The organism is Polaromonas vacuolata, from assembly GCF_012584515.1.
Taxonomy (GTDB): domain Bacteria; phylum Pseudomonadota; class Gammaproteobacteria; order Burkholderiales; family Burkholderiaceae_C; genus Polaromonas; species Polaromonas vacuolata.
This window is the reverse complement of record NZ_CP051461.1, coordinates 3,402,935-3,429,230: the sequence shown is the minus strand read 5'-3', so window position 1 is coordinate 3,429,230 and position 26,296 is coordinate 3,402,935. Positions and strand designations below refer to the sequence as shown.

Genomic DNA, 26,296 nt, shown 5'->3' with positions numbered 1-26,296 from the left:
AAACACCAGTTTTGCCTTTTTCAGATTAGATATCGTGCCCCACTTTCAACGGCTGCTTCGCAGAAGTTGGGGCAGACAACACTAGTTTTTCTGCGCAATGCTCAGGTCTAACAAGCTGCGGGCCACTACCTTGGTGGCCCGGCGCAGATCTTCTAGGTCCAGGCGTTCGTCAGCACGCTTGGCGTGGGATTCAAGCACTGTGCGTGGACCTGCGCCATAAATCACACCGGGAATTCCGCGCTCCACGTACAAGCGAACGTCGGTGTAGAGCGGCGTTCCTAGAGCTGGAATAGCTTCACCAAAAACTGTTTCTGCATGCTTTTGTAGCGCCTCTACCAAGGGCTGGTTGCCCGCCAAGGGTTTCATGGCGCGCGACAGCAGCAAACGCCGAATCTCTACTTTGATGTCGCGTCCGCCACGCGGCGGCTGAAAACTCGCTGCGGCTTGTTCTATGCTGCGTCGTAGGCTGGCTTCGACTGCTACCGGGTCTTCTTCAGGAATCATGCGTCTATCGACTTTGAAAGTGACTGTTCCCGGAATAACGTTGGTGTTGGTGCCGCCCGTGATCTGCCCCACGTTTAGGTAGGGGTGGGTAATGCCCTCGACCTCGGACTTAACCAATAGATAGTCGTGATTTAGCGCGTATAGCGCATTGAGAATATGCACAGCCGCTTGCAAGGCATCCGTGCCACTGTCGGGAATAGCGGCGTGCGCCATATCGCCGTGAACGCTGACTTCTAGTTGCAAGCAACCGTTGTGCGCCACTATCACTTGGTAGCTAAAACCGGCAGCTATCATCAGATCGGGTTTCGTCAAGCCTTGGCTCAAAAGCCATTCTGGGCCGACTACGCCGCCATACTCTTCGTCATAAGTGAAGTGCAGCTCTATGCTGCCGGAAAGCTTGACGTCTAGGGATTCGAGGGCACGCAGCGCAAACGCGAAACTAGCCATGTCGCATTTACTCACAGCGGTCGCACGGCCATAGATTTTTCCGTCAACGATTTCGCCGCCGTAAGGGTCGTGCGTCCAGCCTTCACCCGGCGGCACGACGTCGCCATGCGCGTTCAAGGCGATCGTCTTGCCACCATCGCCATAGCGCCTGCGCACGATGAGGTTGGTGATGCTTTGCAGGCCTGCTGCGAGTACGTCTTTTTCTGGCACGACGTGTTTTTCTGCCGCCAGTCCCATGCCAGCTAGTAACTCTGCGGTGCGCTCGGCATGCGGCGCGTTGTTGCCCGGCGGGGTATCGGTCGGGACGCGAACGAGTTCTTGAAGAAACTTCACCTCTTCATCAAAGTGGGCGTCTACCCAAGTGTCTATGGCGGTGTAGTGCGCGTCTGAATTCATGAAAGCTCCGTGGCAAGTTGGTCAAGCAGGTTGAGGAATGCGCGTACGCACAGTTCGGTGTCGTCGTTGGTGATGGCTTCCAACGGGTTGTGGCTAATGCCGGCGTTCAGGCCGCGCATAAAGAGCATGGCTTGCGGCATGATTTCGTGCAGCTTCATGGCGTCGTGCCCGGCGCCGCTAGGCATTTGGAAAACCGGCAGGCCTTGCGCCTTAACCGCAGCTTCCCAACGTTTTTGCCAAGCCGGCGCGCTCGGTGCGGCGGCTGCGACCATGGTTTCTTCCAGCGTGAATGACAGACCACGTCGCTGACAAATTTGGGCCAACTCATTGGCGATGTCAGCTGCGCAGCTGTCGCGCACGGCGTCGCTGGTGGCGCGCACGTCCAAGCTAAAGTTGCAGCGGCCAGGAACGACGTTGTTAGAACCGTTGGGTACTGCCAGCATGCCGACGGTAGCGACTAAATCTGGCACGGCGGCAGCGCGTTTCTCAACGTATAGCGCGAACTCTGCGGCAGCCGTTGCAGCGTCGCGCCGACTGCCCATAGGCGTAGTGCCAGCGTGACTGGCCACGCCTTGAATCGTGCCTAGGAAACGTGCGCTGCCGTTGATGGATGTGACTACTCCCAGTGGTAAATCCAAGGCGTTTAAAACGGGGCCTTGCTCGATATGCACCTCAACAAAGCCGAGGTAGTGGTTGGCATCGCGTTTGAGCTTTTCAATGTCGTCGGGGCAATGGCCAGCGTGTTCCATGGCGGCGCGCATAGTGATGCCGTCTACGTCTTTTTGATCAAGCCACGCGGGATTGAAGGTACCCGTCAATGCGCCTGAGCCTAAGAACACGGCTTTATAGCGCTGGCCTTCTTCTTCAGAAAACCCGACGACTTCTATCGCGTAAGGCAAGCGCCGCCCTTGACGGTGCAGTTCGCGCACGCAAATCATGGGCACAAAAATACCTAGCCGGCCGTCGTATTTGCCGCCATTGCGCACGGTGTCGTAGTGTGAGCCGGTGAGCAAGCGTTTGGCTTTTGGATCGCTGCCGTGATAGACACCAACCACGTTACCGACGGCGTCTATCTCCGCTGAATCAAAGCCGCAGTCAGTCCGCATCCAATGGGCAAGGCGTGCTGCGCAAGCCCTGTGCGCGTCGGTTAAGTAAGTCACGCTGAGTTCGCCGCGTTCGGCATAGCCGGGGTCGCTGAAGTGAGACAGGCGCTCTGACCAATCCCACACATCATTTCCTAAAGTCGTCTCGTAGCCGAACTTGTCGTTAAGCCGAATCTCTGCAATCCGGTGAATATTGCGCAAACATTCGGCGCGTTCGAAATCGGGGTGGTTATTCAATCGGCGTTCAAAAGTGGCGATGATTTCGGCTTTATTTAGGCTGGTATTGCGCGGGCCGCGCAGGGCCAGAATGAAAGGGAAACCGAACGTGGTGTTGTAGTCGGTGTTCATGCGCTGAAGCTGCGAAAACTCCTCGGTCGTACAGTTGCTCAAGCCGGCTTTAGCTTGTGCATTGATTGACTCAGCGGTGCGCGTTTGAGTTGGCATGGACTTACCGGTGATTTCCGGATGGGCGCGAATCAGACCTAACTGCGCTTCGTGGTCCGCATCGCGCACCACCTCGACCAGAACTCTTTTGAGTTGAGGTAGGCTGTTAAATGGGCGCATGGCCCAAGCGCGCTCGGCTATCCATGGTGAGTGCTCGTAACTGCCATCGAGCAAAACCACAAATTGAGTCTCGTCTGCGGCGTTAAGTTCTGCCAATGTGATCATGCGTATTCCTATACAAATGCGTTGTTCGACGACTAATGACGGCTGACTTTTGGCCGCCCAACATTAGCGATGCGCCAAATCAATCGCTTGGGATGGTAACGGTCATGCGTGTTTAGACACGCAGCACTTGTGACAAGTCAGGTGCAAATGGGTCTAGCCTCAGGGTCGCCTCTAAATGGTCTAAGTGTTTAAGTGTCAGCCGAACAGCGGTCTTGACGTCTCTTGCTTCAAACGCATCGACTATGGCGACATGCTCTTCTTGAGACTCGGTAGCTGACAGCGTGGATTGGTACATCAAGGCTATCAGCGACGAACGGGTCAATAACTCTGAAAGCATTTTGGTCAGCACCGTGTTGCCCAGCATCATGGCCAGCACAACATGAAAGTCTCCCAAGATATGGGTGCGACCGGCCACATTTGGGTGAGCAAGAGTCTCTTTTTCCGCGCGAAGGTGAGCGCGCAGCTCGGCAATTTGTGCGTGGGTAATGATCGGACAAAGCTTTCGTGTCAGGTCAGATTCGAGTACGCGCCGCATGTCGAATACTTCGCGCGATTCTTGCGCCGAAGGCATGGCAACGAATGCGCCACGTGAGGGTTCAAGTACCACTAGCTGATCACGACTGAGTTGATTAAGTGCTTGTCTGACCAGCGTGCGCGAGACCTTAAACAGGTCTGCAATCGTTTGCTCGGACAGCTTGGTGCCTGGACGCAAGCGGCGCTCAGAAATAGCAGTCGTGATGGACGCCACTATTCGCTGCGTGCTGCTCACCGGGCTAGCAATTGCTGATTTGGTCTTCGTTCGGTTGACGGGCTTGACCTGCTTGAGTGAGTCGACAGCTTTTAGCTTTGTGATGTTGGATGCCAAGATAAGCCCTAATCATTTATTAAATTGTGAACATGATTGTATGCACTTTAGTGAATGTCAAATAGACAGATAAAGACTACTTTTTCGACGCAACCTTCAGTCTGAGTTTTGATCGCGGCATGAAATATGCATGCAGCATAAATCCGTCTTTTACGCCCTAGCGGCAGCAGTGCGATGAAGATCAAATGAATTGATTTTCCTAGGACTTACCCTTGAGGTGTGGTGCAAGCATAGATTTTGCATATACAGTTCAGAGCGATCTGTTTTGTATGCAATAAAGTATGCAGTTTTGTATGCGCTAGCAAGCAAATTAAATTTAATGGCTCAGAGCGGTAACGACTAACCAAAGGAATAGACATGCAGCCCGAGAACAATAACGTCGTCAACCGCGACAACAGCGCCCTGAGACCGGTAACCCGAGAAGAAAAATCTTGGGGCTGGTTTGCTATTTTTAATGTCTGGGCCAACGACATTCAATCCTTGTTTGGCTACAGTTTGGTGGCGTCTTTATTTATCTCATTTGGTGTCAGTGGATGGACGGCATTCTTCGCCTTAATTACGGCTGGTCTGTTCGTGATGTTTATGGTGAATTTGTCCGGTGCAGCGGGCGAGCGTTATGGTATTTCTTACCCCGTATTTGCCCGAGCTAGCATGGGTACTTCAGGTGCCAAGTTGCCAGCGATATTGCGTGCGGTGGTTGCTGTTTTTTGGTATGGCGCGCAGGTCTACTTTGCCTCAACTGCTTTGGCACTCTTGATCAAGAGCGTGACTGGCATCCAATCTGCTGAAACTGATGCCATGTTTTTGGGTTTAAGCAGCATCGATTGGGTGGCCTTTTTATTCGTTTGGGTGTTTCATATTTTTATCTTTTGGCGCGGCATGAATTGGGTTGAAGGTTTCTTAAACTTAGCCGGCCCGTTTGTCTACATCGTGATGATTGGCTTGGTGTTGCTGCTGTGGTCAAAGTCAGATGGAAAATTGCTGTCTGCTGCGCAAACGATTTTCGCCAAGCCCAATGCCACTTGGCGTACTGAGATGACGGGATTCATTTCTATTTTTGGCACCATGGTGGCTTACTTTGCTGCCGTGATGATTAACTTCAGCGATTTTTCTCGCTATGCAAAAGACAAGCCAGCGATGGTGAAAGGCAATCTCATGGGTTTACCCATGAACATGATTTTGTTTTCTGCTTTGGCTTTGCTGACCACCGCAGGCGCAGCCGTTGTCTACGGTGAGGCCATCATCAATCCGACCGAAATCGTGGAGCGCGCCGACAGCGTGATGTTAAGCATCATCGCAGCCATCACCTTTTTTGCCGCCACAGTAGGCATTAATTTAGTCGCTAACTTTATTCCTGCGGTCAACGGCATTGCCAACTTGTCACCCTCAAAAATTAGTTTTCGTAAAGCCGGCTTGATCACATCAGGCTTTGCTTTAATCATTGGTGGCTTGTGGACAGCTGTGATTAGTCAAATCGGCATTGCTGGCTTTGTCAATACGCTGGGCGCAACGCTAGCGCCGCTGTTTGGTATTTTGATGGTTGACTACTATGTTGTGCGCAAACAGCTTCTTAGTCAAGATGACCTCTACAACATGGAGGGTGGTCAGTACCACTACAAAAACGGTTGGCACGACAACGCAGTGATTGCCTTCGCAATAGGCGCAGTATTTTCAGTCGCTACCGTATGGGTGCCTATGCTCAAGGACTTGTCTGGCTATGCGTGGATTATTGGTGCTGCATTAGGGGGCGTAATTTATTACGTACGCACCAAAAAAGTCCAGCTTGCAAAAGATTGAATCGAAATTTCAGGCGTTAAAAAAGCCGGTCAAATTCAGACCGGCTTGGTGACTAGAGTTAGTCTGACTGGTGCTCTTACAAAGGGCTTGAGCTCTTTTTAGCTTCTTCTAGCAGTTGCTGAATAACTTGCTCTGATTTTTCGTATTCGCCTTCACCGAAGTGGTGAAAACGAACCCGACCCTGGGCATCGATGAAGTAATTTGCTGGCCAGTAGTTGTTCTTAAACGCACGCCAGATCGTGAAGTTATTGTCGATTGCTACTGGAAACTCTACGTTGAGGTCGCCAATGGCGCGCTTAACATTCTTAATATTTTTTTCGAATGCAAATTCGGGTGCATGCACACCGATCACTATTAATCCCTGATCTTTGTATTTGCTATACCACTCGCGGACATGGGGCAATGCGTTGCGGCAGTTAATGCAGCCAAAAGTCCAGAAGTTGATCAGCACCACTTTGCCGTGCAGTTGCTCGTTGGTCAGTGGCGGGGAGTTTAACCATTCGACAGCGCCATTTATTGAAGGGATCTGTCCTTCAACCGGTAATACAAGTGCTGGTGTAGTACGGGCCACAACCTGCATGAAAGGGCTATTTGTAGGTTTGTGTTTTATCGTAGATACCGGCGTTTGCTCCATCACTGATGGGGATAGTCGTTCGAAAATACGCTTTTCCAGGGCTATGCCGGTTTCTGATGACTGCGACAGCAGGCCAGTGTCCCACCCCAGTGCGATGACAGCCACGCCAGCCAGTACGGTCACGCCCAAGCCTTTACGAAACCATTCTCCAATGCCTGGCGAGCGCTTGAGTGCAGCAAACACGCGATTGCCAGCTAGCAGTGCCAGCGCCAGTGAGCTGACTGCGCCAGCGCCATAGGCCAGTAGTAGCAAGGAGGTATTGACGCTTGGCCCTTGAAGAGCGGCACCGGTCAGTATCAGGCCGAGAATCGGTCCGGCGCACGGCGCCCAAAGCAAACCCGTCGCAATACCGAGTAAAAAAGACGGCACAGCAGGACTTTTTTCTTGCTGCGTACGCGTTGTAGCGGCGTTCGATAGGCGCGAGCCCAGCGCCACCAGCGGCCGCGTCAAGCGCTCTGCTAAGCGCGGCGTAATCAATGCAACACCCATCACGGCCAGCATAAAGATAGCCGCTGTGCGGCCGAACTCGTTTGCTGCAATTGCCCAATCACCCGCGACGGCGCCGAGCGAACCCACTGCCGCAAAGGTCAACGCCATACCCGCCAGCAACGGCAGGCCGCTTTTGACGAAGGGTTGATCAACCTTAGCAAACACGAAGGGAACGATAGGCAGGATACAGGGCGCCAGAATCGTCAGCGCTCCGCCGATATAGGATAGTGTGAGCAATAAAACCATGATGGATCTCCGTCAATTCGCGTGGTGCGGTTTACTTCTTCATGTTGTCTTTAGACATTGCATCTTTAGACATTGCGTCTTTGCTCATTGCGTCTTTAGACATAGCATCTTTGCTCATTGCATCTTTGGCCATGGCATCTTTGCCCATAGCGTCTTTCTTCATGCCATCTTTGTGCATAGCGTCCTTGCCCATGGCGTCTTTCTTCATGCCGTCTTTGTGCATAGCGTCCTTACCCATGGCATCTTTTTTCATGCCGTCTTTATGCATGGCGTCTTTACCCATCGCATCTTTAGCCATTGCATCTTTAGCCATTTCGTCTGCAGCGAAAGCAGAGACGGAACCAATAGCGAGGCAGGCGGCGATCAGGGTTGCAGAGAGCTTGTTCATTTCAATTTCCTTAGATTTCAGTTTTAAAGAGGCCACGGTTCGACATGAACCCAGCCGTACGTTCCAGTTGCGTTAAGCCCTAAAGAGGGCTCAACTACCGCCGAACCAGTTGTAACCTTGGTCTTCCCAGAAGCCGCCAGGGTAGGTGTTTGTGACGAAAATCGCCTTGATGTGTTTAGGATTTTTGTAGCCAAGCTTTGTGGGCATACGCAGCTTCATCGGAAAGCCGTACTTGGGTGGTAGTGGCTGGCCGCCATAGGTGAGCGCGAGCAAAGTTTGCGCATGCAAGGCGGTCGGCATGTCTATGCTGGTGTAGTAATCGTCAGCACATTTAAAGCCTATGTATTTCGCACTCGTATCTGCACCTATACGGCGCAAAAATTCAGAGAAAGGCACACCACCCCATTTACCTATAGCGCTCCAGCCTTCGACGCAAATGTGGCGCGTGACCTGATCTTGTTGCGCCATGGCGCGTAGTTCGGGCAATGTCCAGCTGCGCTTGTCCGCTACCATGCCTGTGACTTCTAGTTTGTAGCTGGCTTCGTCAACTTCGCGGACTTCACTTTCGCCGTAGTAGGCGTTGAAAGGAAAAGGGCGGGTGATCATGGACTCTGGGTAAGTCGGTGCCATTTTGTTTGGATCGAACAACCAGCCTTGCACCGTGTCGTTAAAACGCGAGATGCGACTCAGTGCCGTCTCTACATCCGCGTTGCTACTGATGCTGCAACCGGTGAGCATAGACAAGCCACCCATTGTCAGAGAGCGCTGCATAAATGCGCGGCGTGAAGGTTGCGTGACGTGTCGTGCCATTAAGGCACGGGCTTCGGAGAGCGCTGCGTCGCTATCGACTCCGATGAGTGGGGGACGTTTGAAAAGTTTCATGGTGTGGTCTTTCCAGCGCGGCCGCTGAGCATGGTGAGAAGCGTACGGGGCACCAGCGCCACCATAAGCAGATGAAGCGCTACGAAAGCTACCAGTGCGGCCATCGAAATAAAGTGGATCCGGCGGGATAACTCGTAACCACCTAGAAGCTCTCGCAGTACTTCGAATTGCACTGATTTCCAAAGGACCAAACCGGATAACACCAACAGCACAATATCCACAATAACGAATAAGTAGACTAGACGTTGTACGTTGTTATAACGGCGTGGATCAGCATGCGATAACTTACCGCGCAGCGCTGAAAGTGTGTCGTGCCAGATGCCGGTGATTGTTAGGGGAAAAAATTTCACGAAAAGTCGACCGCTTGCAATGTTCAGTGCGAGGTAAGCCAAACCATTGGCCGCCAACAGCCACATCGCTGCAAAGTGCCACTGCAGCGCACCGCCAAGCCATCCGCCCAACGTAAGCACCGCTGGAATATTAAAGGGGAAAAAAGGTGCTGCGTTATAGATGCGCCAGCCGCTGGTTACTAGAATCAGTACGGCAAGTGCGTTGAGCCAATGGGTGGTGCGTATCCACAACGGGTGAATAGGCCTTGATTTTGGGGTGACGGTTGGGCTGTGCATGGTCTGATTATTAGCCTAAGACCATGACGAATTCATCACGAATAGTTCAATTAATCGTGATAACTCTAAAGGCTCTATTGCTGCACAATTCGGTGATATGAAATCTACCAAACGCGTTTTAATTGTCGAGGACGATGCCCACATTGCCGAGTTGCTGCGCATGCATTTGCACGACGAAGGCTATGCAGTAACGCATGCGGCCGACGGTCATGCGGGCGTACTTGAATTGCAAAAAGGCAGCTGGGATGCTTTGATTCTTGACCTGATGTTGCCCGGCATTGACGGCCTAGAAATTTGCCGCCGCGCCCGCGCTCTAACGCGCTACACGCCCATCATCATCATCAGTGCAAGATCCAGTGAAGTGCATAGAATTCTCGGCCTAGAGTTAGGCGCTGATGATTATTTGGCGAAACCTTTTTCTATGTTGGAGTTAGTCGCCCGCGTGCGCGCTTTGTTGCGCCGTACCGATGCGCTGGCGCATAACGCGCGCTTGGATTCAGGTTTGTTAGAGCTGGGAAATCTCGCTGTTGATCCGCTGACGCGCGAAGCACGCGTCGATGGACAGGCGATAGAGTTAACGCCGCGCGAATTCGATTTGCTTTACTTTTTTGCACGCCACCCTGGACAAGTGTTTTCACGCCTAGATTTGCTCAACCAAGTCTGGGGCTATCAACACGACGGTTATGAGCACACCGTCAACACCCATATCAACCGGCTGCGTATTAAGGTCGAGGTCGATCCCGCTACGCCGCGCCAAATCCTGACTGTCTGGGGTCGTGGTTATAAGTGGTGCGCTGTTGATGTCGATCAGGTGAGTGCATGAAATCGCCGCTGTACTGGAGCTTGTCGCACCGACTCTCGGCGGTGTTCGCCTTGCTGCTATTGATTTCTTGTGGCGCTTCTTTCTGGGTGCAAGTGGTGGCCAGCGAGCGACATGAGCAGGAGGTAACGCAGCGCTTGTCAAATGGCTTGGCATCGCACATTGCCGGTAATGCTGCGCTTATGAAAAGTGATGGCCTGAACCCGGATGCGGTCAAGGTGCTGTTCGATCAACTGATGGCTGTTAACCCCAGTGTTGAGGTCTATCTACTGGATAGGGCGGGCGCCATTGTTGGACAGGCCTCGCCAATAGGCCATCTAAAACACGATAGCGTCGATCTCGCGCCAATACGGCAGTTTCTCGCTGGCGCTGCGCTGCCTATTTTGGGCGATGATCCACGCGGCGTGAGTAATACCCGCAAAGTCTTTAGCGCCGCGCGGATGACCGCCAACGGGCGCGATTCGGGTTATGTCTATGTGGTGTTGTCCGGTGAGAATCGTGATGCTATCGCGGCCACTGCGACGGCCAACAATGTGCTGCGCACTATGTTGTGGTCTATGGCGCTTGTCGTTCTGCTTGGGTTGATGGCCGGGCTTGCAGCGTTTCGCCTCATCACGCGGCCTTTGCGCGAGTTGACCGGTGTGGTGCAGCAGTTCGAACGCGACGGTATGGCCTCACTTGAGCAGGCTGCACCGGCACTAGAGCGGCTTGCGGCGCAAGACAGTGGCGAGATCGGAACCTTAAGCCAAGCCTTTCGCCAGATGACGCAGCGCATCTCTGAGCAGTGGCGTGAACTCACTGCGCAAGACCAGCAAAGGCGGGAGCTGTTTGCCAATATCTCGCACGACTTACGCACGCCGCTGACTTCTCTGCACGGCTATTTGGAGACGCTGCTGATGAAGGTTGAAACCTTGGAGCTTGAAGAGCGCCGTCGCTATCTGGAGATTGCGCTCAGCCAGAGCCGCCAAGTCGGGCGCCTAGCGCAGGAGTTGTTTGAGTTGGCGCGACTCGAATACGGTGACGTCAAACCGGATAAGGAGCGCTTCGCGTTGGCAGACCTGTTGCAAGACGTTTTTCAAAAGTTTGAACTTGCCACAGAGGCGCGCCAGCAGCGCTTAGTCGCGCAGATCGCGCCGGGTTTACCCGTCGTGACGGCAGACCTCGGTTTGATTGAACGAGTGCTGACCAACCTACTCGATAACGCTATCCGCCATACCCCCGACGGCGGGGAGATAGTCGTCACCCTTGGTCAGGGCCATAACGGCGTCGACGTTGAGATCAGCGACACCGGGCCGGGTATTGCGAAGGAGTTGCAACAGGTGCTATTTACACGGCCCGTGTTCTCTTCTTCATGGGGCGGTCGTCCTAGCGGCGGGCTTGGTTTAATGATAGTGCGCCGCATTTTGCAGCTGCATGGCAGCGATATAGCGTTAGTGCCGCGCGATGGAAAAGGTGCGGTGTTTGCATTCGGACTGAGGTAGCACCAAGTTTGGCATTTTGGCCGGTCCGACTAAAACGCTTGCTTGGGTTAAATACCCACGACTTGTCCTACTCCTGCAATTGCCCTCTGGCTAGCTCAACGGCTAGCCGTTCTGCTGCGTCCATGGGATGACTGCTGGCCGCTTTCTCAAAGAGTCGAGTCGCATCTTGCATTTTTTGATCGCCCTCTAGCGCGATCAGGCCGTTGGCGTATTCAATCAGCGCGACGACGGAATGTGGATTGAGAGTGAGCGCACGTTGGAACAGCATCAGACCGATATCTTTTTTAGCACCGAAAGTCATGCGGCCTATTAGCGGCCCGATTTTGTCTATGACTTCTGCATGAAAGGCGGCCAGTGCGATGTGAGCGTCAGCGTGAAGTGGGGACAGCGCAATGGTTTGCTCGAGTGCATCCTTGACTTTTTTACCCAAGCCTTGGGCCAGCGCTTTCGTCACGCTAATGCCTTGGCTATAGCGTCCCAGTGCATAGGCTTGCCAAAACCAAGCGTTGGCGTTACTGGGTTGTTCTGCCTGCTGTGCCTCGGCGCGCGCAGCGGCTTGCATAAACAGCTCAAAGCGAGTTTTTTCTTGCGTCTCAAGGTAGTTGGCGTAAACGCAGCTGGCTTTATTTGCGGCTGTGATGCCGTCACCTCCAGCGGCAATACCGGCAAGAGTTGCTTGCTGAAAGTGGCCGTTGTGAAATAAAAGCCAAGCTTGCATGACGGCCTTGTCTTGCGGCAGTGGTTCGCAGTCGCACTGGTGTAGGCGAGCCCAGTTTTTCGTCAAACTAGTGGCATCAAAAACGTAATCGTCTATATAGGGAAAACTTGTCCAGGTAGTCATTTTTTTGTCTTAATGTTGTTATGTGAATTCGCGCTGACAAGCACTAAGTTTTTTTGTTCAATTCAAATGCTCAATAGGTCAATTGAGTGGAGAGTTAAGTAATTTTTTTCCTCACGAAGACAATGTCGATAGATCGAAAATACCTTGGATTAGCCTTTTATGAAAGTATTTGTTGTGGGCTTGGCCAACGCTGACTCTGCTGTCTGTGTTGTCTCTAAGTACGGTTAGATGGCAGCGCCAAGCTAGGCTGCGATCAGCACTTGAAGATCTGCGCGATGATTTTTTTCAAGGTAAGCATGCAGTAAATTGAGCACCTGGTTAGCACCGCGCCGCAAAGCTACTTGTGCGTTTTGCGGCTCCAACGCTTGACGTGGGTCACGCACATATTCAAAGTTAAGCCAGTAACTGAGCAGCACAACCATGCTGGTGGCGGTGTTGTCAGTTTCGCTGGCGTTCATGATCAGCACACCGGCTTGGCTTAGACTTTTGAACATAGTCATGATGGCGTGGTTCTTGTTGATAAGTATGGCTTGAAACTGCACCTCGATACGGCGATTTTTGCTCAGTAAGTCATTCAGGTCACGGTATAAAAAACGGTATTGCCAGATCAGCTCAAATAAGGCGTGAATAAAGCGCCAAGCCTGCGCTATATTTCGCACCTCATCACTAGCGCTTAAAAGTGAGTTTAGGCTTTGTTCGTAGCGGTCAAACAAGCGGTTAATCAAGTCGTCTTTAGCTTGGTAATGGTAGTAAAGATTGCCGGGGCTAATGCTTAACTCGGCTGAAATCAGCGTGGTCGAAACATTCGGTTCGCCAAAGCGGTTGAACAACTCAAGGCTGACATCCAAAATGCGTTCGGCAGTTCGGCGCGGCGCTTTTTTTGCCATATATCTTTACCTTTTAATTCGAATAACTCTACCCCAGCGCGGATGTTGCTGTAATTAGGGAAGTCGAGCAGACGCGGTTAATGACTCCTGATTATTTTTTTTATTCGGGTGCTTTGCGCTAGATGTTGAAAACTTCCGAAAACCTTGCGTTTGAAATAGAGCAGTTATGTCTAAAAGTAATTTTTTAATATTACTGGTGTGCAAGGATTCAATATAGCGGATAACACTATGGGTAATAATTAAGGGCTTTTAACAGCCATCTCACAGGGTAGAAATGACAGGGGAATTATGATTTTAGTTACCGGCGGCGCAGGCTTTATAGGCGCTAATTTCATCCTCGACTGGCTCTCTAAATCAGACGAGCCAGTGATAAACCTTGACACGCTTAGCTATGCGGGCAACTTAGAGAGTCTGGCCTCTCTTCATGGCGATGCGCGGCATATTTTTATTCGGGGCGACATTGCTGATACAGCGCTCATCGCTAGTTTGCTGGCCGAACACCAGCCGCGTGCAATTATTAATTTCGCGGCTGAATCCCATGTGGATCGTTCCATCCATGGCCCAGAAGACTTTATACAAACCAATATTGTCGGCACCTTTCGCTTGCTCGAAGCCGTACTCGGCTATTGGCGAGCGATGGCGGATGCGGATAAATCTAAATTTCGTTTGCTGCATGTTTCTACCGATGAGGTCTACGGCTCACTCGATCCCGGCGATGCCGCCTTTACTGAAACCCATCAGTACCAACCCAATAGTCCCTACTCCGCCAGCAAGGCTGCCAGCGATCACTTGGTGCGAGCCTATCACCACACCTACGGCTTGCCGGTATTAACTACCCATTGCAGCAATAACTACGGCCCGCTGCACTTTCCTGAAAAGCTAATTCCTTTGGTCATCGTCAATGCTTTGGCTGACAAGCCGCTGCCGGTTTATGGCGACGGCAGGCAAGTGCGTGATTGGCTGTATGTCAAAGACCATTGCAGCGCTCTACGCCGGGTGTTGCAAAACGGTCGGCTAGGTGAGGTCTACAACATTGGTGGCGGGAATGAAAAACTAAATATAGAGATAGTTAAAACGCTTTGTCGCTTGCTCGACGAGTTGCGTCCCAGAGCGGATGGTAAAAGTTATGCGCTACAAATTAGCTATGTCACGGACAGACCTGGTCATGACAAGCGCTACGCCATAAATGCCAGCAAAATTGAGCACGAGCTAGGTTGGCGTCCAGAGGAAACCTTTGACACTGGCATACGTAAGACCGTGGTTTGGTATTTGGCTAATCCCGATTGGCTCGCTAATGTGCAAAGTGGCGCTTACCGCGAGTGGCGGGGCAAGCAGTCTGCAGCACCAGAAAAGCTTGCCTTATGAAGATATTGCTGCTTGGCGCCAACGGCCAACTCGGTTGGGAGTTGCGGCGCTCTTTAGCGCCGTTGGGTGAGCTAATTGCGCTCCAACGCGGCAGTACAAACTGGTGTGGCGATATCGCTAATTTGTCCGGCCTCGCCGCAACAGTGCAGGGTTTACGGCCAGACGTCATCGTTAACGCTGCAGCGCACACCGCAGTAGACAAAGCTGAGAGTGAGCCCGAACTGGCCCACACACTCAATGCGCTAGCGCCTGAAGTGTTGGCGATTCAAGCCGCCAAAATCAATGCCTTGCTGGTGCACTACAGCACCGACTATGTATTTGACGGCAGTGGTGATCAGCCCTGGACTGAGGACAGTGTGGCCGCGCCGCTTAGCGTCTACGGCCAGTCAAAACGCGACGGCGAGCAGCGAGTAATAGCCGCAAGCTGCCGGCATTTAATTTTTCGCACCAGCTGGGTTTACGCTGCACGCGGCGGCAATTTTGCCAAGACCATGTTGCGGCTGGCCCAGAAGCGCGACAGCTTAAATGTGATTGACGATCAGTTTGGCGCGCCCACCGGGGCAGATTTACTGGCCGATGTTAGCGCGCACGCAATACGTCAAGTTTTGCAGCGGCCGCAGGACTGTGGTCTTTATCATTTGACCGCTAGCGGCGAAACCTCTTGGCATGCTTATGCCGAGTTTGTGCTGGCGCAGGCGGCTTTATTGCAACCCGATATACATTTCACCGCCCGTCAAGTGAGGGCCGTTCCTAGCAGTGCCTTCAAAACAGCGGCTGCGCGTCCGCTTAATTCACGCCTTTGCAGTGCAAAACTGCAAACCGTGTTTGACCTCGCTTTGCCGCATTGGCAAACCGGCGTGACGCGTATGCTGACTCAAACCCTTTAAAGAAAAACGCTTATGACGACAAGAAAAGGCATTGTTTTGGCTGGTGGCACGGGCTCTCGCTTACATCCTGCGACGTTGGCAATTAGCAAACAGCTACTACCGGTGTACGACAAGCCCATGATTTATTACCCACTGAGCACCTTAATGCTAGCCGGCATACGCGAGGTGCTCATCATCAGCACAGTGCAAGACACGCCGCGTTTTGTTCAATTATTGGGTGACGGTAGTCAGTGGGGTATTCATTTTCAATATGCGGTGCAAGACACGCCAAACGGCTTGGCGCAAGCCTTTGTGATTGGGGCGAAATTCCTGGGCAATTCACCCAGCGCGCTAGTGCTTGGCGATAATATTTTTTACGGTCACGATTTTTCTAGTTTGCTGGCTGACGCCACGCAGCAAAAGCAGGGCGCCACTGTTTTTGCCTACCATGTGATTGACCCACAGCGCTATGGCGTGGTTGAGTTTGACCGGGCTGGCAAAGCGCTGTCCTTAGAAGAAAAACCCAAGCTAGCGAAGTCAAACTATGCGGTGACCGGTTTGTACTTTTATGACGATCAAGTCGTTGCGCTGGCCAAAAGTCTCAAACCTTCGGCGCGTGGAGAATATGAAATCACTGACTTGAATCGGCTCTACTTAGAGCAAGGCGCGCTCAATGTAGAGATCATGGGCAGGGGCTACGCTTGGTTAGACACCGGAACGCACGAGTCATTGCTTGAGGCGAGCCAGTTCATCGCCACACTGGAGAATCGTCAAGGCCTCAAAGTGTCTTGTCCTGAAGAAATTGCCTTTAGACAAAAATGGATTGGTGCGGCCCAGTTAGAAGCGCTAGCACAACCGATGATTAAAAATGGCTATGGTCAGTACTTGCTGCGCGTGCTCAATGAAAAGGTATTTTGATGAAAGTAACGCCATTAGCAATTCCCGATGTGGTGTTAATTGAGCCGCAAGTTTTTGGCGACGAGCGAGGTTTCTTTTTTGAGAGTTTTAATCAAGCGAAATTTACGACTGCATTGGGTCAGCCGCAAAATTTTGTGCAAGATAACCACTCACGTTCTGCCAAGGGCGTGCTGCGCGGACTGCATTATCAAATCAAACAACCGCAAGGCAAACTGGTGCGCGTTGTGCGCGGCGCTGTTTTTGATGTGGCGGTTGATCTGCGCAAATCTTCCGCATACTTTGGCCAATGGGTAGGTGTTGAGCTGAGTGACGTCAATCAAAAACAATTATGGATACCGCCTGGTTTTGGACATGGATTCTTAGTGTTGAGTGAATTCGCTGAATTTCTCTACAAGACCACAGAGTATTACGCGCCTGTCCACGAGCGCTGTATTGCTTGGAATGATGCAACGATTGCTATTAACTGGCCTGATACCGGCGTCACGCCTGTTTTGTCGCCCAGGGATAGGGCGGGCGATACTTTTTTTAATGCAGAAGTGTTTAGTTAATAGCGGTTGTCGCTATTTTGCTCGCCACAGGATTAATATTTTTAGACTACTTGCAGATAGTTTTTACGGATTAGAAAAATAATAACAATACAAAATTTGCGTTGAGCTGTGGGTTTGAATTCAACCGTTATCGGTACTTTCTTTATCGTTTAGTTATTAACTATTTTTTAAATTAACGAATTTCACCGCGCTGCTTATTGTTACTTGCAGCAAGCTTTTATTACTATTACCCGTTTTAAAGCTTTGACCTCACTTTGTCGTTAATAATATTGACCATATAGTTATTCATTTTTTACTGCTGTACTTTCGTGCATCTATACACCCACTTTTTTTTATTAAGGTAACTTTCATGAGTACTCTGGTTGATCTTCAGTCGCAAATCGAAAAACTGCAAAAGCAAGCATCACTTATTAAGGCAAAAGAATTTGACAAAACCGTACGTGAAATTCGCGAGAAAATGTACGCGTTTGGTATTACGGTCAAGGACTTGCAAACAACTAAGGTGAGTAAGCCAGCCAAGGTCGAAAAAGATCCTACCGACAAGCCTGCCAAGGTCAGAAAAACGCTGACAAAAAAGGGCAATACCCAGCCGGTAGCGGCCAAATACCAAGGACCAGATGGCCAGACTTGGAGTGGCCGTGGTCTGACTCCACGTTGGTTGGCTGCGCTGATAGAGCAAGGCCGCGGCAAACCAGAATTTCTCATCACTGCCGACGAGAGCTGATAAAAAATGAACATGCCCCAAGAACCCGACTTATCCTATATTGGCCCGCGTGATAAAGCTGAAATCCTAGCCCAGGCATTGCCCTATATTCGTCAGTTTCATGGCAAGACCATGGTCATCAAGTACGGCGGTAACGCTATGACAGACCCGGCCTTGCAAGCCGATTTTGCAGAGGACGTAGTTCTCCTCAAGCTGGTCGGTATGAATCCGGTGGTGGTGCATGGCGGTGGGCCGCAGATAGAAACTGCGCTCAACCGCTTGGGTAAAAAAGGCCACTTCATTCAAGGCATGCGGGTGACCGATGAAGAGACCATGGAAGTCGTCGAATGGGTGCTGGCCGGCCAAGTCCAGCAAGACATCGTCGGTCTGATCAATCAGGCGGGCGGCAAAGCGGTTGGTTTGACTGGTCGGGATGGCGGCATGATACGAGCCAAAAAACTCACTCTCACCGACAGAGACAATCCTTCTATCAATCACGATATCGGCTTTGTGGGCGACATCGTCAGCATAGACCCCAGCGTGGTCAAGGCGCTGCAAGACGATGCCTTTATTCCCGTTATTAGCCCGATCGGCTTTGGTGAAGAAAATGAAAGCTACAACATCAACGCTGACTTGGTAGCTGGCAAGCTGGCCACAGTGCTGCAGGCTGAAAAACTGCTGCTGCTGACCAACACGCCCGGCGTTTTAGACAAGGCGGGCAATTTGCTGACCGATTTAACCGCACGCGAGATTGACGGGTTGTTTGCCGACGGCACTATTTCCGGCGGCATGTTGCCCAAGATTGAGGGCGCGTTGGATGCGGCCAAGAGCGGTGTTAACTCAGTCCACATCATCGACGGACGCGTGCCGCATGCGCTGCTGCTTGAGATACTCAGTGATCAAGCCTTTGGAACCATGATTCGGTCTCACTAAGTGAGCCTGTCACGGCCCGCAAACGCCACCACCGTTGCTACCGTAGATAACGCGGTATTAAATTTACGCAATTTTGCGGGTTGCCAGCCCAATTAATGTCTGACGTTTTATGCGCCTACTCTTAGTAGAAGACGACCTCATGCTCGCTAGCGGAATCAAGCTGGGCTTGACCGATGCCGGCTACGAGGTCGACTGGGCAGGTAGCGCTGAGCGCGCCCTGCAGATGTTGTCAGATTCAGTTTTTAGCGCCGCTGTCATAGACATTGGCTTGCCTGGCATGGATGGCCTAGAACTGACACGCCGTATACGTCAAATGGGCCAGGCCATACCGGTGCTAATACTGACCGCACGCGACGCCTTGCAAGACCGCATTCAGGGTCTTGACCTAGGCGCTGATGACTACATGATCAAACCCTTTGAGCTGCCCGAATTGCTTGCCCGCCTGCGTGCGCTGCTGCGTCGCACTCAAGCCAGCGCTGGGGAGACGCTGAGTTTTGGTGTGCTTGAAATTGATTTGAGCTGTGACGAAATGCGCTCCAAAGGTCTGCACATTGAGCTCGGTAGACGTGAGTGGCGGGCGGTTAAATGTTTGATCATTAGCGCACCCAAACCGGTTAGCAAAGAGCAGTTGCTTGAAGCCATGCAAGGCTTGGATAAGGGTGCTTCGCTCAATGCGACTGAGGTATTTATCTCCCGCTTACGCAGCAAATTAGAGCCGCACGGCGTAGCTCTGCGTTCAGTGCGCGGCTTTGGTTACCGCCTTGAGCTGATGCCGCTGTTACCCATCACCTGCGTATGAAGCTAGGCCTTCAGCACCGCTTGCTGTTGCTGTTGCTGTTGCCCTTGGGTATTTTTGCGTTGGCAGGTATTTATTTGGATTACCGCAGCGCCGGCAATGCAGCTTTGCGCAAAGACCCGCAACTCCAGCACTTACTGCCCTTGCTGGCCGACTCCGTACTGCCTAGCGCGGCCGCGCCGGGTAGTTTGCCGGTGCTGCTGCTGGCGCCAGAGCTAGACGCTTTTATTAAGGCCAGAGTGGGTATGGCGGGCGTGCGGGTGTCGGACTCGGCGGGGAACTATTTGATTGGCGAGCCTTGGATTGCTGGCGTTCTTCCGGCTACGTTAGAGCCAGAATTCGTCAGCACCGAGTTTGCCGGTGTGACTTACCGAATTGGCTCACAGCGTGTGGCCACTGGATCTGGCGAGTTGATACTGCAGATCGCTGATGGATCGGACTCACGCCAGCAGTGGCTTAGCTCACTTTGGCTGCGGGTGTTGCTACCTGACTTGCTGCTGTTACTGACAACCGGTTTTGCCGTCAAATGGGCGGTGGCGCGTGCTTTGCGGCCGCTAATCGCCCTCAAGGAGGCGGTTGAACGACGCAGCCCGCGTGACCTTAGTGCCATAGACTTGCTCAGCACACCGGCTGAGGTGCAGCCGCTGGTGAGCGCTTTAAACCGTTTGTTCGGACTGGTGAATGACCAAGCAGAGGGTCAACGTCGTTTCGTTGCCGATGCTGCCCATCAACTGCGCACGCCGCTGGCCGGTCTGCAAGCCCAAGTCGAAGCCTGGACTCAGGCTGCAAGCCTTTCGGCTGGTGCGGTGACGCTGACGTCAGATAAGTTGCTCAAGCTACGCGGCGCTACCCGGCGTACTTCGCAGTTGGCTAACCAGCTTTTAGCGCTTTCGCGGGCTGACTCTTTCACCCATGTCGCGCAGGCCATGCAAGCGGTAGACCTTAAAAAGCTATGCGAATCTGTACTTTATCGACACCTGGATGCGGCGACTGATAAGGGCTTGGATTTGGGTCTGGAGGCGTTGCCCGCTCAGGCGCGTGGTTACGAATGGTTGCTCGCTGAGCTGCTTTCTAATCTTGCCGACAATGCGGTCAAATACACGGCTATTGGCGGCTGCGTGACGATTCGCTGCGGTGTATTGCCGGCTTTGCTGCCAGCCGAGCCGAGCCGCGTCTTTCTTGAAGTGGAGGACGATGGGCCCGGCCTTGAACCGGCTGAGCGACCGCTGGCTTTGCAACGTTTTTACCGGGTGCATGGCACGGCGGGTGACGGCAATGGTTTGGGGTTGGCCATCGCTGATGAAATTGCTCGCGCGCATCAGTCGCAACTGGAGCTGGACTATGCCCGCAGTCTCGCACCACGCGGCTTACGCGTGCGCTTGGTTCTGCAGGCACAGCCAGCAGCGCAGAGCACGAGTTAAAGCAACCGCGGCACAGGCGCTCTGACCGCATAGCGCTGTGCGAGAATCCAACTCAGCCAATTTGGTTGCTAATTTGGGTGTTAAAACCTTTGTTTTCTTGCGTGTCCATCACTTATGCCGCGCTTGCACTTGAGTGCAGCAGGTATTTTTAACGCAAGAGTTTTGGTCTTTGGCCCCATTATTTTTTCCATCACCTTGAGCCTTCTTATGCAAGACCCCGCGTCCGAATCCGTTTTGAGCCCCGTCACGCCTGACCCCAAGTCACGCAAGCGGCCCAAGCCGGGTGAGCGCAGGGTGCAAATACTTCAGACCTTGGCCGGCATGCTTGAGCAGCCCGGTGCCGAGCGCATTACGACGGCTGCTTTGGCGGCCAAACTTGAAGTCAGTGAAGCCGCGCTTTACCGACATTTCGCCAGCAAGGCGCAGATGTTTGAGGGCTTGATTGAGTTCATAGAGCAAAGCGTCTTCACGCTAGTCAACCAAATTGCCGAGCGTGAAATTGAACCATTGACGCGTAGCCGTAAATTGGTCGCTATGGTGCTGCAATTTGCTGAAAAAAACCCCGGTATGGCGCGCGTCATGGTGGGCGATGCTTTGGTTTTTGAGAACGACAGGCTGCAAGAGCGCATGAATCAGTTTTTCGACAAACTCGAAGCTGATCTGCGGCAAAACTTGCGCGAGCTTGCCTCGGCCGCAGGTGCCGCTACGCCTACAGTAGATGCGCAAGTTCGCGCCTCGTTAGCACTGGCCTTTATCGTCGGTCGATTGCAGCGCTTTGCCCGCACTGGTTTTAAGCGTTTGCCAAGTGAGCATCTCGATGCCAGTTTGGCTGTGATTTTGGCCTAACCCTGACGCCTTTTGGATAACGTTAACTCGGCCATCGCTAGGCTGGGTTGCGCGCTTTCTGTGGTGTCACCGCAATGTCGTGACGAGTTTTTTATCACTGATTACGAATGTGTTGCGCATCCCGCGTCGCAGCGCCTGAGCGCACCAAGTCATCGCACAGCTCACTCAGCCACTCAGCCATAGGCTGATGACTGAAAAACTTCATTCTGATTTGGTTGAAATAACTGGCCTGCTCGGCCCACGCGGCGAAATCAGCGTAGCGCTGCACCTGTACCTCAAGCAGTTTGAATTTGCATAAAACCTTGGCCGCATACAGCGCGTGCCGCTGAGGATCGGCAACAAAGCCGTCCAGTCGTTTGCGCGCCAGTGCCATGACGGCCTCGGTGTAGAGAAAGCTTTTGCCGTGGCCAGGAATGACGATTTTGGGTTTTAACCGTGCGATGACGTCCAGCGTTGCCGCCACGTCTGCGAAGGCCTGCTCGCCTTCTAGTTCTGGAAACACCACGCCAAAGCCTTTTTCCCACAATGCGTCGGCGGAAATAAGAATGCCTGCTTGCGGTTCGAAAAAAATCAGCGAGTGGGTATCGTGTCCGGGCGCTGCATGAATTTCCCAGTTTTGCGCGCCAAAGCGCATCGTGCTGCCGGGCTCCAGCACGTCGCTAAAAACAAACTGCGGGCATAGCTGACCGGTTGGTGTGTAAGTCAGTGCGGCAGCATCCCAGCGACTGACCAGATCGGCTTGACCCGGTGGTATCAGAGTCACAAGGCCTGGATAACGCTGTTGCAAGGCTGCGTTTGCGCCGCAATGGTCGCTGTGCAAGTGGGTGTTGACCAAGGTATCCAGTGGACGAGTCCCGAGTGCACCTTCTAGTAGCAAAAGTGTTTGCGCAGAGTGGCTAGAGTAGCCGCTGTCAATCAGTAAACTTCCAGCGTCGCCAGTGAAAAGAATATTGTTGGCTGATAACCAGCCACGCTCAAAGACCTGCATACCCTTTGGCAGTGGCGGCATACTATTTGCTGATGTCATCGCGTTTGCACCTCATGTTGCTGGCAACTACCCGTACCACAGGCTTGGTTTTTAAATCTGCTGCGCTGCGGGTTGTGCCAGTGTTTGATAGGGTGCATTTGTTGGGTTGAATATTTTTTCTTTTATAACAGGTTCACGCATGCTGGCATTGATTCAAAAATTCATCACCTTCAGTCTGATTGGCGTTGCTCTGGCGTGGTTTCTTTTTTTTCGGGACAGTCACTTTTGGCTAGCCTTGACAGGCTTATTGCTGCTGCTGCTTGCCTACGCTTTTTTTCTGGCGGTGGAGTTGCTGTTGGTGCGCGTGATTGGCAACCAAGATGGCGCAGCGCCGCCTAGCTTTCAGCAGCTTGCAGCCGCTTGGTTGGGTGAGATGCGCACGGCGCCTTTGGTGTTTACCTGGCTTCAGCCCTTTCGGCATCGTGCGATTCCCGATCAGATTAGTTCTCAATCCGTGCTGCCCGGTAAGCGCGGTGTTGTTTTTGTGCATGGTTATTTCTGCAACCGTGGTTTTTGGAATCCTTGGATGACGCGTTTGCAAGGCAGCGGTCACGCTTTTGTCGCGCTCAGTCTAGAACCAGTGTTTGCTTCAATTGACGACTACACGCCGCAAATTGATGCGGCTGTCGAGCAACTGATACGGGCTACTGGTCTTGCGCCTTTGCTGGTTTGTCACAGCATGGGCGGTCTCGCGGTCAGGGCTTGGTTGGGGCGTCAGCTTGATTTGACGCGTGTGCATCACATCGTCACGATAGGCACGCCGCACCGCGGCACCTGGCTGGCGCGCTTTGGATTGGGCACCAATGTAGGCCAGATGCGCATAGACAGCCCGTGGCAAAAAAAGCTAGAGCAAGCGCTGACACCTGAGCGCCGGCGCTTGTTTACTTGCTGGTATTCGAGCAGCGACAACATTGTTTTTCCTGCTTCTGCGGCCTATATTGCCGGTGCGAATAGGCATTTGCTGCACGGCGTGGCACATGTGCAGATGGCTTTTGTTCCCGAGGTTGTGACGGGATCTTTGGCGCTGCTTGAGTGAGCGGATGAATGCTTGCTTGCTGTGTGCGCTTTGACCAGCCTATGCCTTAAGGTCAAAGCATCACTTCAGAGCAGTTCTTCCCCAGACAAGATCAGCCCGGGTGGAATTTCGTCTAAAGCCAAAAGCTGGGCGTAAAGCGGCGTGAAGTCCGGTGCGGTCAGATCAAACAAATGCTGAAAGCTGTCGATCACGAAATACGTCGGCTGAAAGCTGTCGATACGGTAATGGCTGCGCATGGCGCGTAGCAAATCAAGTGCGATGCGCTGCGTTTGCTCACCTCGAACGGCGTGAACTAACTCACCCGGCGAGCTAAGAACACCAGCGCCGTAGGCGCGCAAGCCATCGTGCTGGCGTATTAGGCCGAACTCTATGGTGAACCAGTAAAGCCGTGACAGCTGCTCGCAAGCGCCCAGCCGATTGGCTTTAAGCCCACCCACGCCATAAGCTTGTAAATGGTCGGCAAACACCGGGTCGAACAGCAAGGGCACATGGCCGAACAGGTCATGAAAAAGATCTGGCTCGACGACGTAGTCAAACTCCTCCGGTTTGCGTATCCAGTCGGTGACCGGGAACTGGCGGTTCGCCAATAGGGTGAAAAAAGCGACTTCGGGAATCAGACCGGGTACCGCGACTAACTGCCAACCAGTGGCCGGTTGCAGACGCTGGTTAATGTCTTCAAAGCGCGGTATGCGTTCTGGCTTGCCGAGTAAGGGCAAGGCGGCGATAAATTGGTCGCAGGCCAATCCCGGCAGCAATGCCGATTGACGTGCATGCAGCTGGCGGTAAGTGTTGTGATCCGCTTCGGTATAAATCGCGTAATTTTGCGGGCAGGTGTAATCGGTATTGACCAAACCACCCCGTGAATAGTCGCCACGTGGGGCGCGTTCGGATTGGCCGTAAACAGTCGGTGTAGCGCCGGATTTGGGCTCGGTTGGTGTCATGATTTTTCTTATGTTGAGGCTTTGGATTGAGTTCACAACTGCTGGTTTGGCGAGCTCAATTGGTAGTTCGGCGTATTTTGTGGCAAATTGGCATAAATAACGCTAAATTTGTTTTTTGCGTTTAATTAAAAGGCCCTCTGTCTTTAATTCCTAGGGATTACCCTTATATTTGCAATATGTACACACCAAGCGCAATTTTTCAGGCAGCACTGCTCGCGAGTCGGCGGTTTTTGCGTGTTGGTGCGCAAAAGTTGCCTGCTCCTAAACCGGTTTTGTCCGTGGTAGTGCCGATACGCTCTCTCAGCCCACGCCATCGTGGGCGTATTTTGGCTCACCTGTTAGCTTTAGGTGGTCATGACCGCTATCTCCGTTTTGGTTATGCCGCTAACGACGAGCAGATAGGCCGCTATGTCAGTGGACTCAATTTTGAGCGGGATGAAATATTTGGTATTTACAACCGCAAGCTCGAATTAATTGCGATGGCGCATCTGGCTTTTTCGATTGATCCACAGCTGCAAAGTTGTGCTGAATTTGGTGTTTCAGTATCGAGCCTAACGCGGGGCCGGCGTTACGGCTCACGCCTGTTTGATCGCGCCATGATGCATTCCCGCAACGAGGGTGTGAGCATGATGTTCATTCACGCCTTGAGCGAAAACACCGTGATGCTCAACATTGCCCGCAAAGCCGGCGCCACCATAGAGCGAGACGGCTCAGAGAGCGAAGCCTTTATCAAGGTGCCTGTTGCCGACCTTGACTCGCGGATGAGCGAGATAGCGCAAGAGCAGTTGGCGCAGACCGATTACCAGTTCAAGGTCAAAGCCAAGCAGTTCTGGGATTTTATAAACCTGCTGCAACAACACCGGCGCAACCCACGCGACTAAACCCAAGCTCGTGCGCAAGCCGATTCTTGTCTGAAGCTTCTAGACATTACACTAACAACTTATCAACTACCGAACACCGCTAGTGTCCGACATTCCCCCCAGTAGACCTTCCAAGCAGGAAGACCGACGCGGCTTCTTGCAGCGTCTGGCTGAGATGCTTCATCCCGGTCCCGATTCCAAAGACGAGTTGATTCAAGCCTTGGTGCAAGCCCAAGACAGCAACGTCATAGGCGCCCAGAGCCGCGAGATGCTCGAAGGCGTGATCCGCATGGCGGATATGACGGCCGGCGACGTGATGGTTGCCGCCCCGCGCATGGATTTAATCAACATTGAGGCCCCGTTTGAGGAGTTGCTTCACCTCATCATTGACACGGCGCACTCACGCTTTCCCGTCTATGAGGGTGAAAAAGAAAACATACTTGGCATTCTCATGGCTAAGGATTTACTCAAACTTCAGCGCTCGCCCAGCCTGAATATCAAAGCCTTGTTGCGCCCAGCAGTGTTTGTGCCTGAGAGCAAAGGCTTGAACGAATTGCTGAGGGAGTTTCGCGGCAACCGTAATCATCTGGCCATAGTCATCGATGAGTTTGGCCGCGTTGCTGGCTTGATCACGATTGAGGATGTACTCGAACAAATTGTCGGAGAAATCGAGGACGAGTTCGATGTCGCCGAGGACGAGGGCGATATCTTCGGCCTGTCTGACCGCACTTATCGCGTCAGCGGCGATACCTCCATAGAGCGGGTCAACGAATCCTTCGATGTCACCCTGCCAGAGACCGATTTCGAGACCATAGGTGGTTTGGTCGCGCATGAAATGGGCCATGTGCCCAAGCGCGGCGAGTCGCATGAGTTGTCGGGTCTGTTGTTTAGCGTGCTGCACACCAAGGGCGGGGCGGTGCGCTGGTTTAAAGTTTCACCGGCGGCGGTTGAGGTTTGAGTC

25 protein-coding genes and 2 pseudogenes are annotated in these 26,296 nt (G+C 52.7%); 16 read left to right on the top strand and 11 right to left on the bottom strand.

All coding sequences use genetic code 11. The annotated features are described in order from the left end of the window. Positions 1-81 precede the first annotated feature (81 nt). The 3 genes from HC248_RS15580 to HC248_RS15570 all read right to left on the bottom strand — a co-directional run bounded on the left by HC248_RS15580 (position 82) and on the right by HC248_RS15570 (position 3,900). Entirely contained in the window at positions 82-1,347 is a 1,266-nt protein-coding gene (locus HC248_RS15580; protein ID WP_168923284.1) for a M20 family metallopeptidase, read from the bottom strand. Further along, positions 1,344-3,119: a 2-oxo-4-hydroxy-4-carboxy-5-ureidoimidazoline decarboxylase gene (gene uraD, locus HC248_RS15575; RefSeq protein WP_168923283.1), complete on the bottom strand. Its 1,776-nt coding sequence runs from the start codon at positions 3,117-3,119 to the stop codon at positions 1,344-1,346. Before uraD ends, HC248_RS15580 begins: the two co-directional genes overlap by 4 nt. A gap of 112 nt (positions 3,120-3,231) precedes the next feature. Continuing rightward, positions 3,232-3,900 carry a GntR family transcriptional regulator gene (locus HC248_RS15570; RefSeq protein WP_168923892.1) on the bottom strand — a complete coding sequence of 223 codons (669 nt, stop codon included), beginning with the start codon at positions 3,898-3,900 and terminating at the stop codon, positions 3,232-3,234. Between the two features lie 441 nt (positions 3,901-4,341). Here HC248_RS15570 and HC248_RS15565 point away from each other — a divergent pair, with 441 nt between their 5' ends. Continuing rightward, positions 4,342-5,781 carry an NCS1 family nucleobase:cation symporter-1 gene (locus HC248_RS15565; protein WP_168923282.1) on the top strand — a complete coding sequence of 480 codons (1,440 nt, stop codon included), beginning with the start codon at positions 4,342-4,344 and terminating at the stop codon, positions 5,779-5,781. A gap of 76 nt (positions 5,782-5,857) precedes the next feature. Here the strand turns inward: HC248_RS15565 and HC248_RS15560 are convergent, their stop codons facing one another. After that, positions 5,858-7,150 (bottom strand): cytochrome c biogenesis protein DipZ, encoded by a 1,293-nt coding sequence (locus HC248_RS15560; RefSeq protein WP_168923281.1) that lies wholly within the window; start codon positions 7,148-7,150, stop codon positions 5,858-5,860. Between HC248_RS15560 and HC248_RS18020 the strand changes: the two are divergent. Beyond that, positions 7,149-7,238: pseudogene (locus tag HC248_RS18020) on the top strand (hypothetical protein); the annotation flags it as partial. The gene HC248_RS15560 and the pseudogene HC248_RS18020 overlap by 2 nt on opposite strands. Here HC248_RS18020 and HC248_RS15555 read toward each other — a convergent pair. The 3 genes and pseudogenes from HC248_RS15555 to HC248_RS15545 form a co-directional block, all read right to left on the bottom strand. Then, positions 7,197-7,538, bottom strand: a pseudogene (locus tag HC248_RS15555) (pentapeptide MXKDX repeat protein); the annotation flags it as partial. The pseudogenes HC248_RS18020 and HC248_RS15555 sit on opposite strands and share 42 nt — an antisense overlap. A gap of 90 nt (positions 7,539-7,628) precedes the next feature. Next, the gene (locus HC248_RS15550; protein ID WP_168923279.1) at positions 7,629-8,420 is read right to left on the bottom strand and encodes a molybdopterin-binding protein; all 792 of its coding nucleotides are present in this window, start codon (positions 8,418-8,420) and stop codon (positions 7,629-7,631) included. After that, a complete protein-coding gene (locus HC248_RS15545; protein WP_168923278.1) occupies positions 8,417-9,046 on the bottom strand; it encodes a cytochrome b/b6 domain-containing protein in 630 nt (209 codons plus the stop codon). The genes HC248_RS15550 and HC248_RS15545 overlap by 4 nt, the downstream gene beginning before the upstream one ends. A 97-nt stretch (positions 9,047-9,143) precedes the next feature. On the opposite strand from HC248_RS15545, the gene HC248_RS15540 reads away from it, so the two are divergent. Further along, entirely contained in the window at positions 9,144-9,869 is a 726-nt protein-coding gene (locus HC248_RS15540) for a response regulator transcription factor (protein ID WP_168923277.1), read from the top strand. Beyond that, on the top strand, positions 9,866-11,347 hold the full coding sequence (locus HC248_RS15535; RefSeq protein WP_168923276.1) for a sensor histidine kinase: 1,482 nt from the start codon (positions 9,866-9,868) through the stop codon (positions 11,345-11,347). The genes HC248_RS15540 and HC248_RS15535 overlap by 4 nt, the downstream gene beginning before the upstream one ends. Before the next feature lie 67 nt (positions 11,348-11,414). On the opposite strand, the gene HC248_RS15530 is transcribed toward HC248_RS15535, so the two are convergent. Beyond that, entirely contained in the window at positions 11,415-12,188 is a 774-nt protein-coding gene (locus tag HC248_RS15530) for a tetratricopeptide repeat protein (protein WP_168923275.1), read from the bottom strand. A gap of 242 nt (positions 12,189-12,430) precedes the next feature. Further along, positions 12,431-13,075: a TetR/AcrR family transcriptional regulator gene (locus HC248_RS15525; protein WP_168923274.1), complete on the bottom strand. Its 645-nt coding sequence runs from the start codon at positions 13,073-13,075 to the stop codon at positions 12,431-12,433. Positions 13,076-13,363: 288 nt separating this feature from the next. Here HC248_RS15525 and rfbB point away from each other — a divergent pair, with 288 nt between their 5' ends. The 9 genes from rfbB to slmA all read left to right on the top strand — a co-directional run bounded on the left by rfbB (position 13,364) and on the right by slmA (position 21,471). Next, positions 13,364-14,440: a dTDP-glucose 4,6-dehydratase gene (gene rfbB / locus HC248_RS15520; RefSeq protein WP_168923273.1), complete on the top strand. Its 1,077-nt coding sequence runs from the start codon at positions 13,364-13,366 to the stop codon at positions 14,438-14,440. Then, the gene (gene rfbD / locus HC248_RS15515) at positions 14,437-15,327 is read left to right on the top strand and encodes a dTDP-4-dehydrorhamnose reductase (protein ID WP_168923272.1); all 891 of its coding nucleotides are present in this window, start codon (positions 14,437-14,439) and stop codon (positions 15,325-15,327) included. Before rfbB ends, rfbD begins: the two co-directional genes overlap by 4 nt. A 12-nt stretch (positions 15,328-15,339) precedes the next feature. Continuing rightward, a complete protein-coding gene (gene rfbA / locus HC248_RS15510; protein WP_168923271.1) occupies positions 15,340-16,224 on the top strand; it encodes a glucose-1-phosphate thymidylyltransferase RfbA in 885 nt (294 codons plus the stop codon). After that, the gene (rfbC, locus tag HC248_RS15505; RefSeq protein ID WP_168923270.1) at positions 16,224-16,772 is read left to right on the top strand and encodes a dTDP-4-dehydrorhamnose 3,5-epimerase; all 549 of its coding nucleotides are present in this window, start codon (positions 16,224-16,226) and stop codon (positions 16,770-16,772) included. Before rfbA ends, rfbC begins: the two co-directional genes overlap by 1 nt. Before the next feature lie 349 nt (positions 16,773-17,121). Continuing rightward, entirely contained in the window at positions 17,122-17,496 is a 375-nt protein-coding gene (locus HC248_RS15500) for an H-NS histone family protein (protein WP_168923269.1), read from the top strand. A 12-nt stretch (positions 17,497-17,508) separates the two neighbouring features. Then, positions 17,509-18,408: an acetylglutamate kinase gene (gene argB, locus HC248_RS15495; RefSeq protein ID WP_168923268.1), complete on the top strand. Its 900-nt coding sequence runs from the start codon at positions 17,509-17,511 to the stop codon at positions 18,406-18,408. A gap of 109 nt (positions 18,409-18,517) precedes the next feature. Next, positions 18,518-19,207 carry a response regulator transcription factor gene (locus HC248_RS15490; RefSeq protein WP_168923267.1) on the top strand — a complete coding sequence of 230 codons (690 nt, stop codon included), beginning with the start codon at positions 18,518-18,520 and terminating at the stop codon, positions 19,205-19,207. Beyond that, positions 19,204-20,625 (top strand): ATP-binding protein, encoded by a 1,422-nt coding sequence (locus HC248_RS15485; protein WP_168923266.1) that lies wholly within the window; start codon positions 19,204-19,206, stop codon positions 20,623-20,625. Before HC248_RS15490 ends, HC248_RS15485 begins: the two co-directional genes overlap by 4 nt. A gap of 207 nt (positions 20,626-20,832) precedes the next feature. Further along, positions 20,833-21,471, top strand: a complete 639-nt coding sequence (slmA, locus tag HC248_RS15480) for a nucleoid occlusion factor SlmA (protein WP_168923891.1) — start codon at positions 20,833-20,835, stop codon at positions 21,469-21,471. Between the two features lie 94 nt (positions 21,472-21,565). Here slmA and HC248_RS15475 read toward each other — a convergent pair whose 3' ends face one another. Continuing rightward, positions 21,566-22,498: an MBL fold metallo-hydrolase gene (locus HC248_RS15475; protein WP_168923265.1), complete on the bottom strand. Its 933-nt coding sequence runs from the start codon at positions 22,496-22,498 to the stop codon at positions 21,566-21,568. Between the two features lie 139 nt (positions 22,499-22,637). On the opposite strand from HC248_RS15475, the gene HC248_RS15470 reads away from it, so the two are divergent. Continuing rightward, positions 22,638-23,534 (top strand): esterase/lipase family protein, encoded by an 897-nt coding sequence (locus HC248_RS15470; RefSeq protein WP_168923264.1) that lies wholly within the window; start codon positions 22,638-22,640, stop codon positions 23,532-23,534. A gap of 65 nt (positions 23,535-23,599) precedes the next feature. On the opposite strand, the gene phhA is transcribed toward HC248_RS15470, so the two are convergent. Continuing rightward, a complete protein-coding gene (gene phhA, locus HC248_RS15465; protein ID WP_168923263.1) occupies positions 23,600-24,475 on the bottom strand; it encodes a phenylalanine 4-monooxygenase in 876 nt (291 codons plus the stop codon). 176 nt (positions 24,476-24,651) lie between these two features. Between phhA and HC248_RS15460 the strand changes: the two genes are divergently transcribed. Both HC248_RS15460 and HC248_RS15455 read left to right on the top strand, forming a co-directional pair. Further along, entirely contained in the window at positions 24,652-25,356 is a 705-nt protein-coding gene (locus tag HC248_RS15460) for a GNAT family N-acetyltransferase (RefSeq protein ID WP_168923262.1), read from the top strand. A 154-nt stretch (positions 25,357-25,510) separates the two neighbouring features. Continuing rightward, complete coding sequence (locus HC248_RS15455; protein WP_420372027.1) at positions 25,511-26,293, top strand: HlyC/CorC family transporter; 783 nt, start codon at positions 25,511-25,513, stop codon at positions 26,291-26,293. Positions 26,294-26,296: the final 3 nt, after the last annotated feature.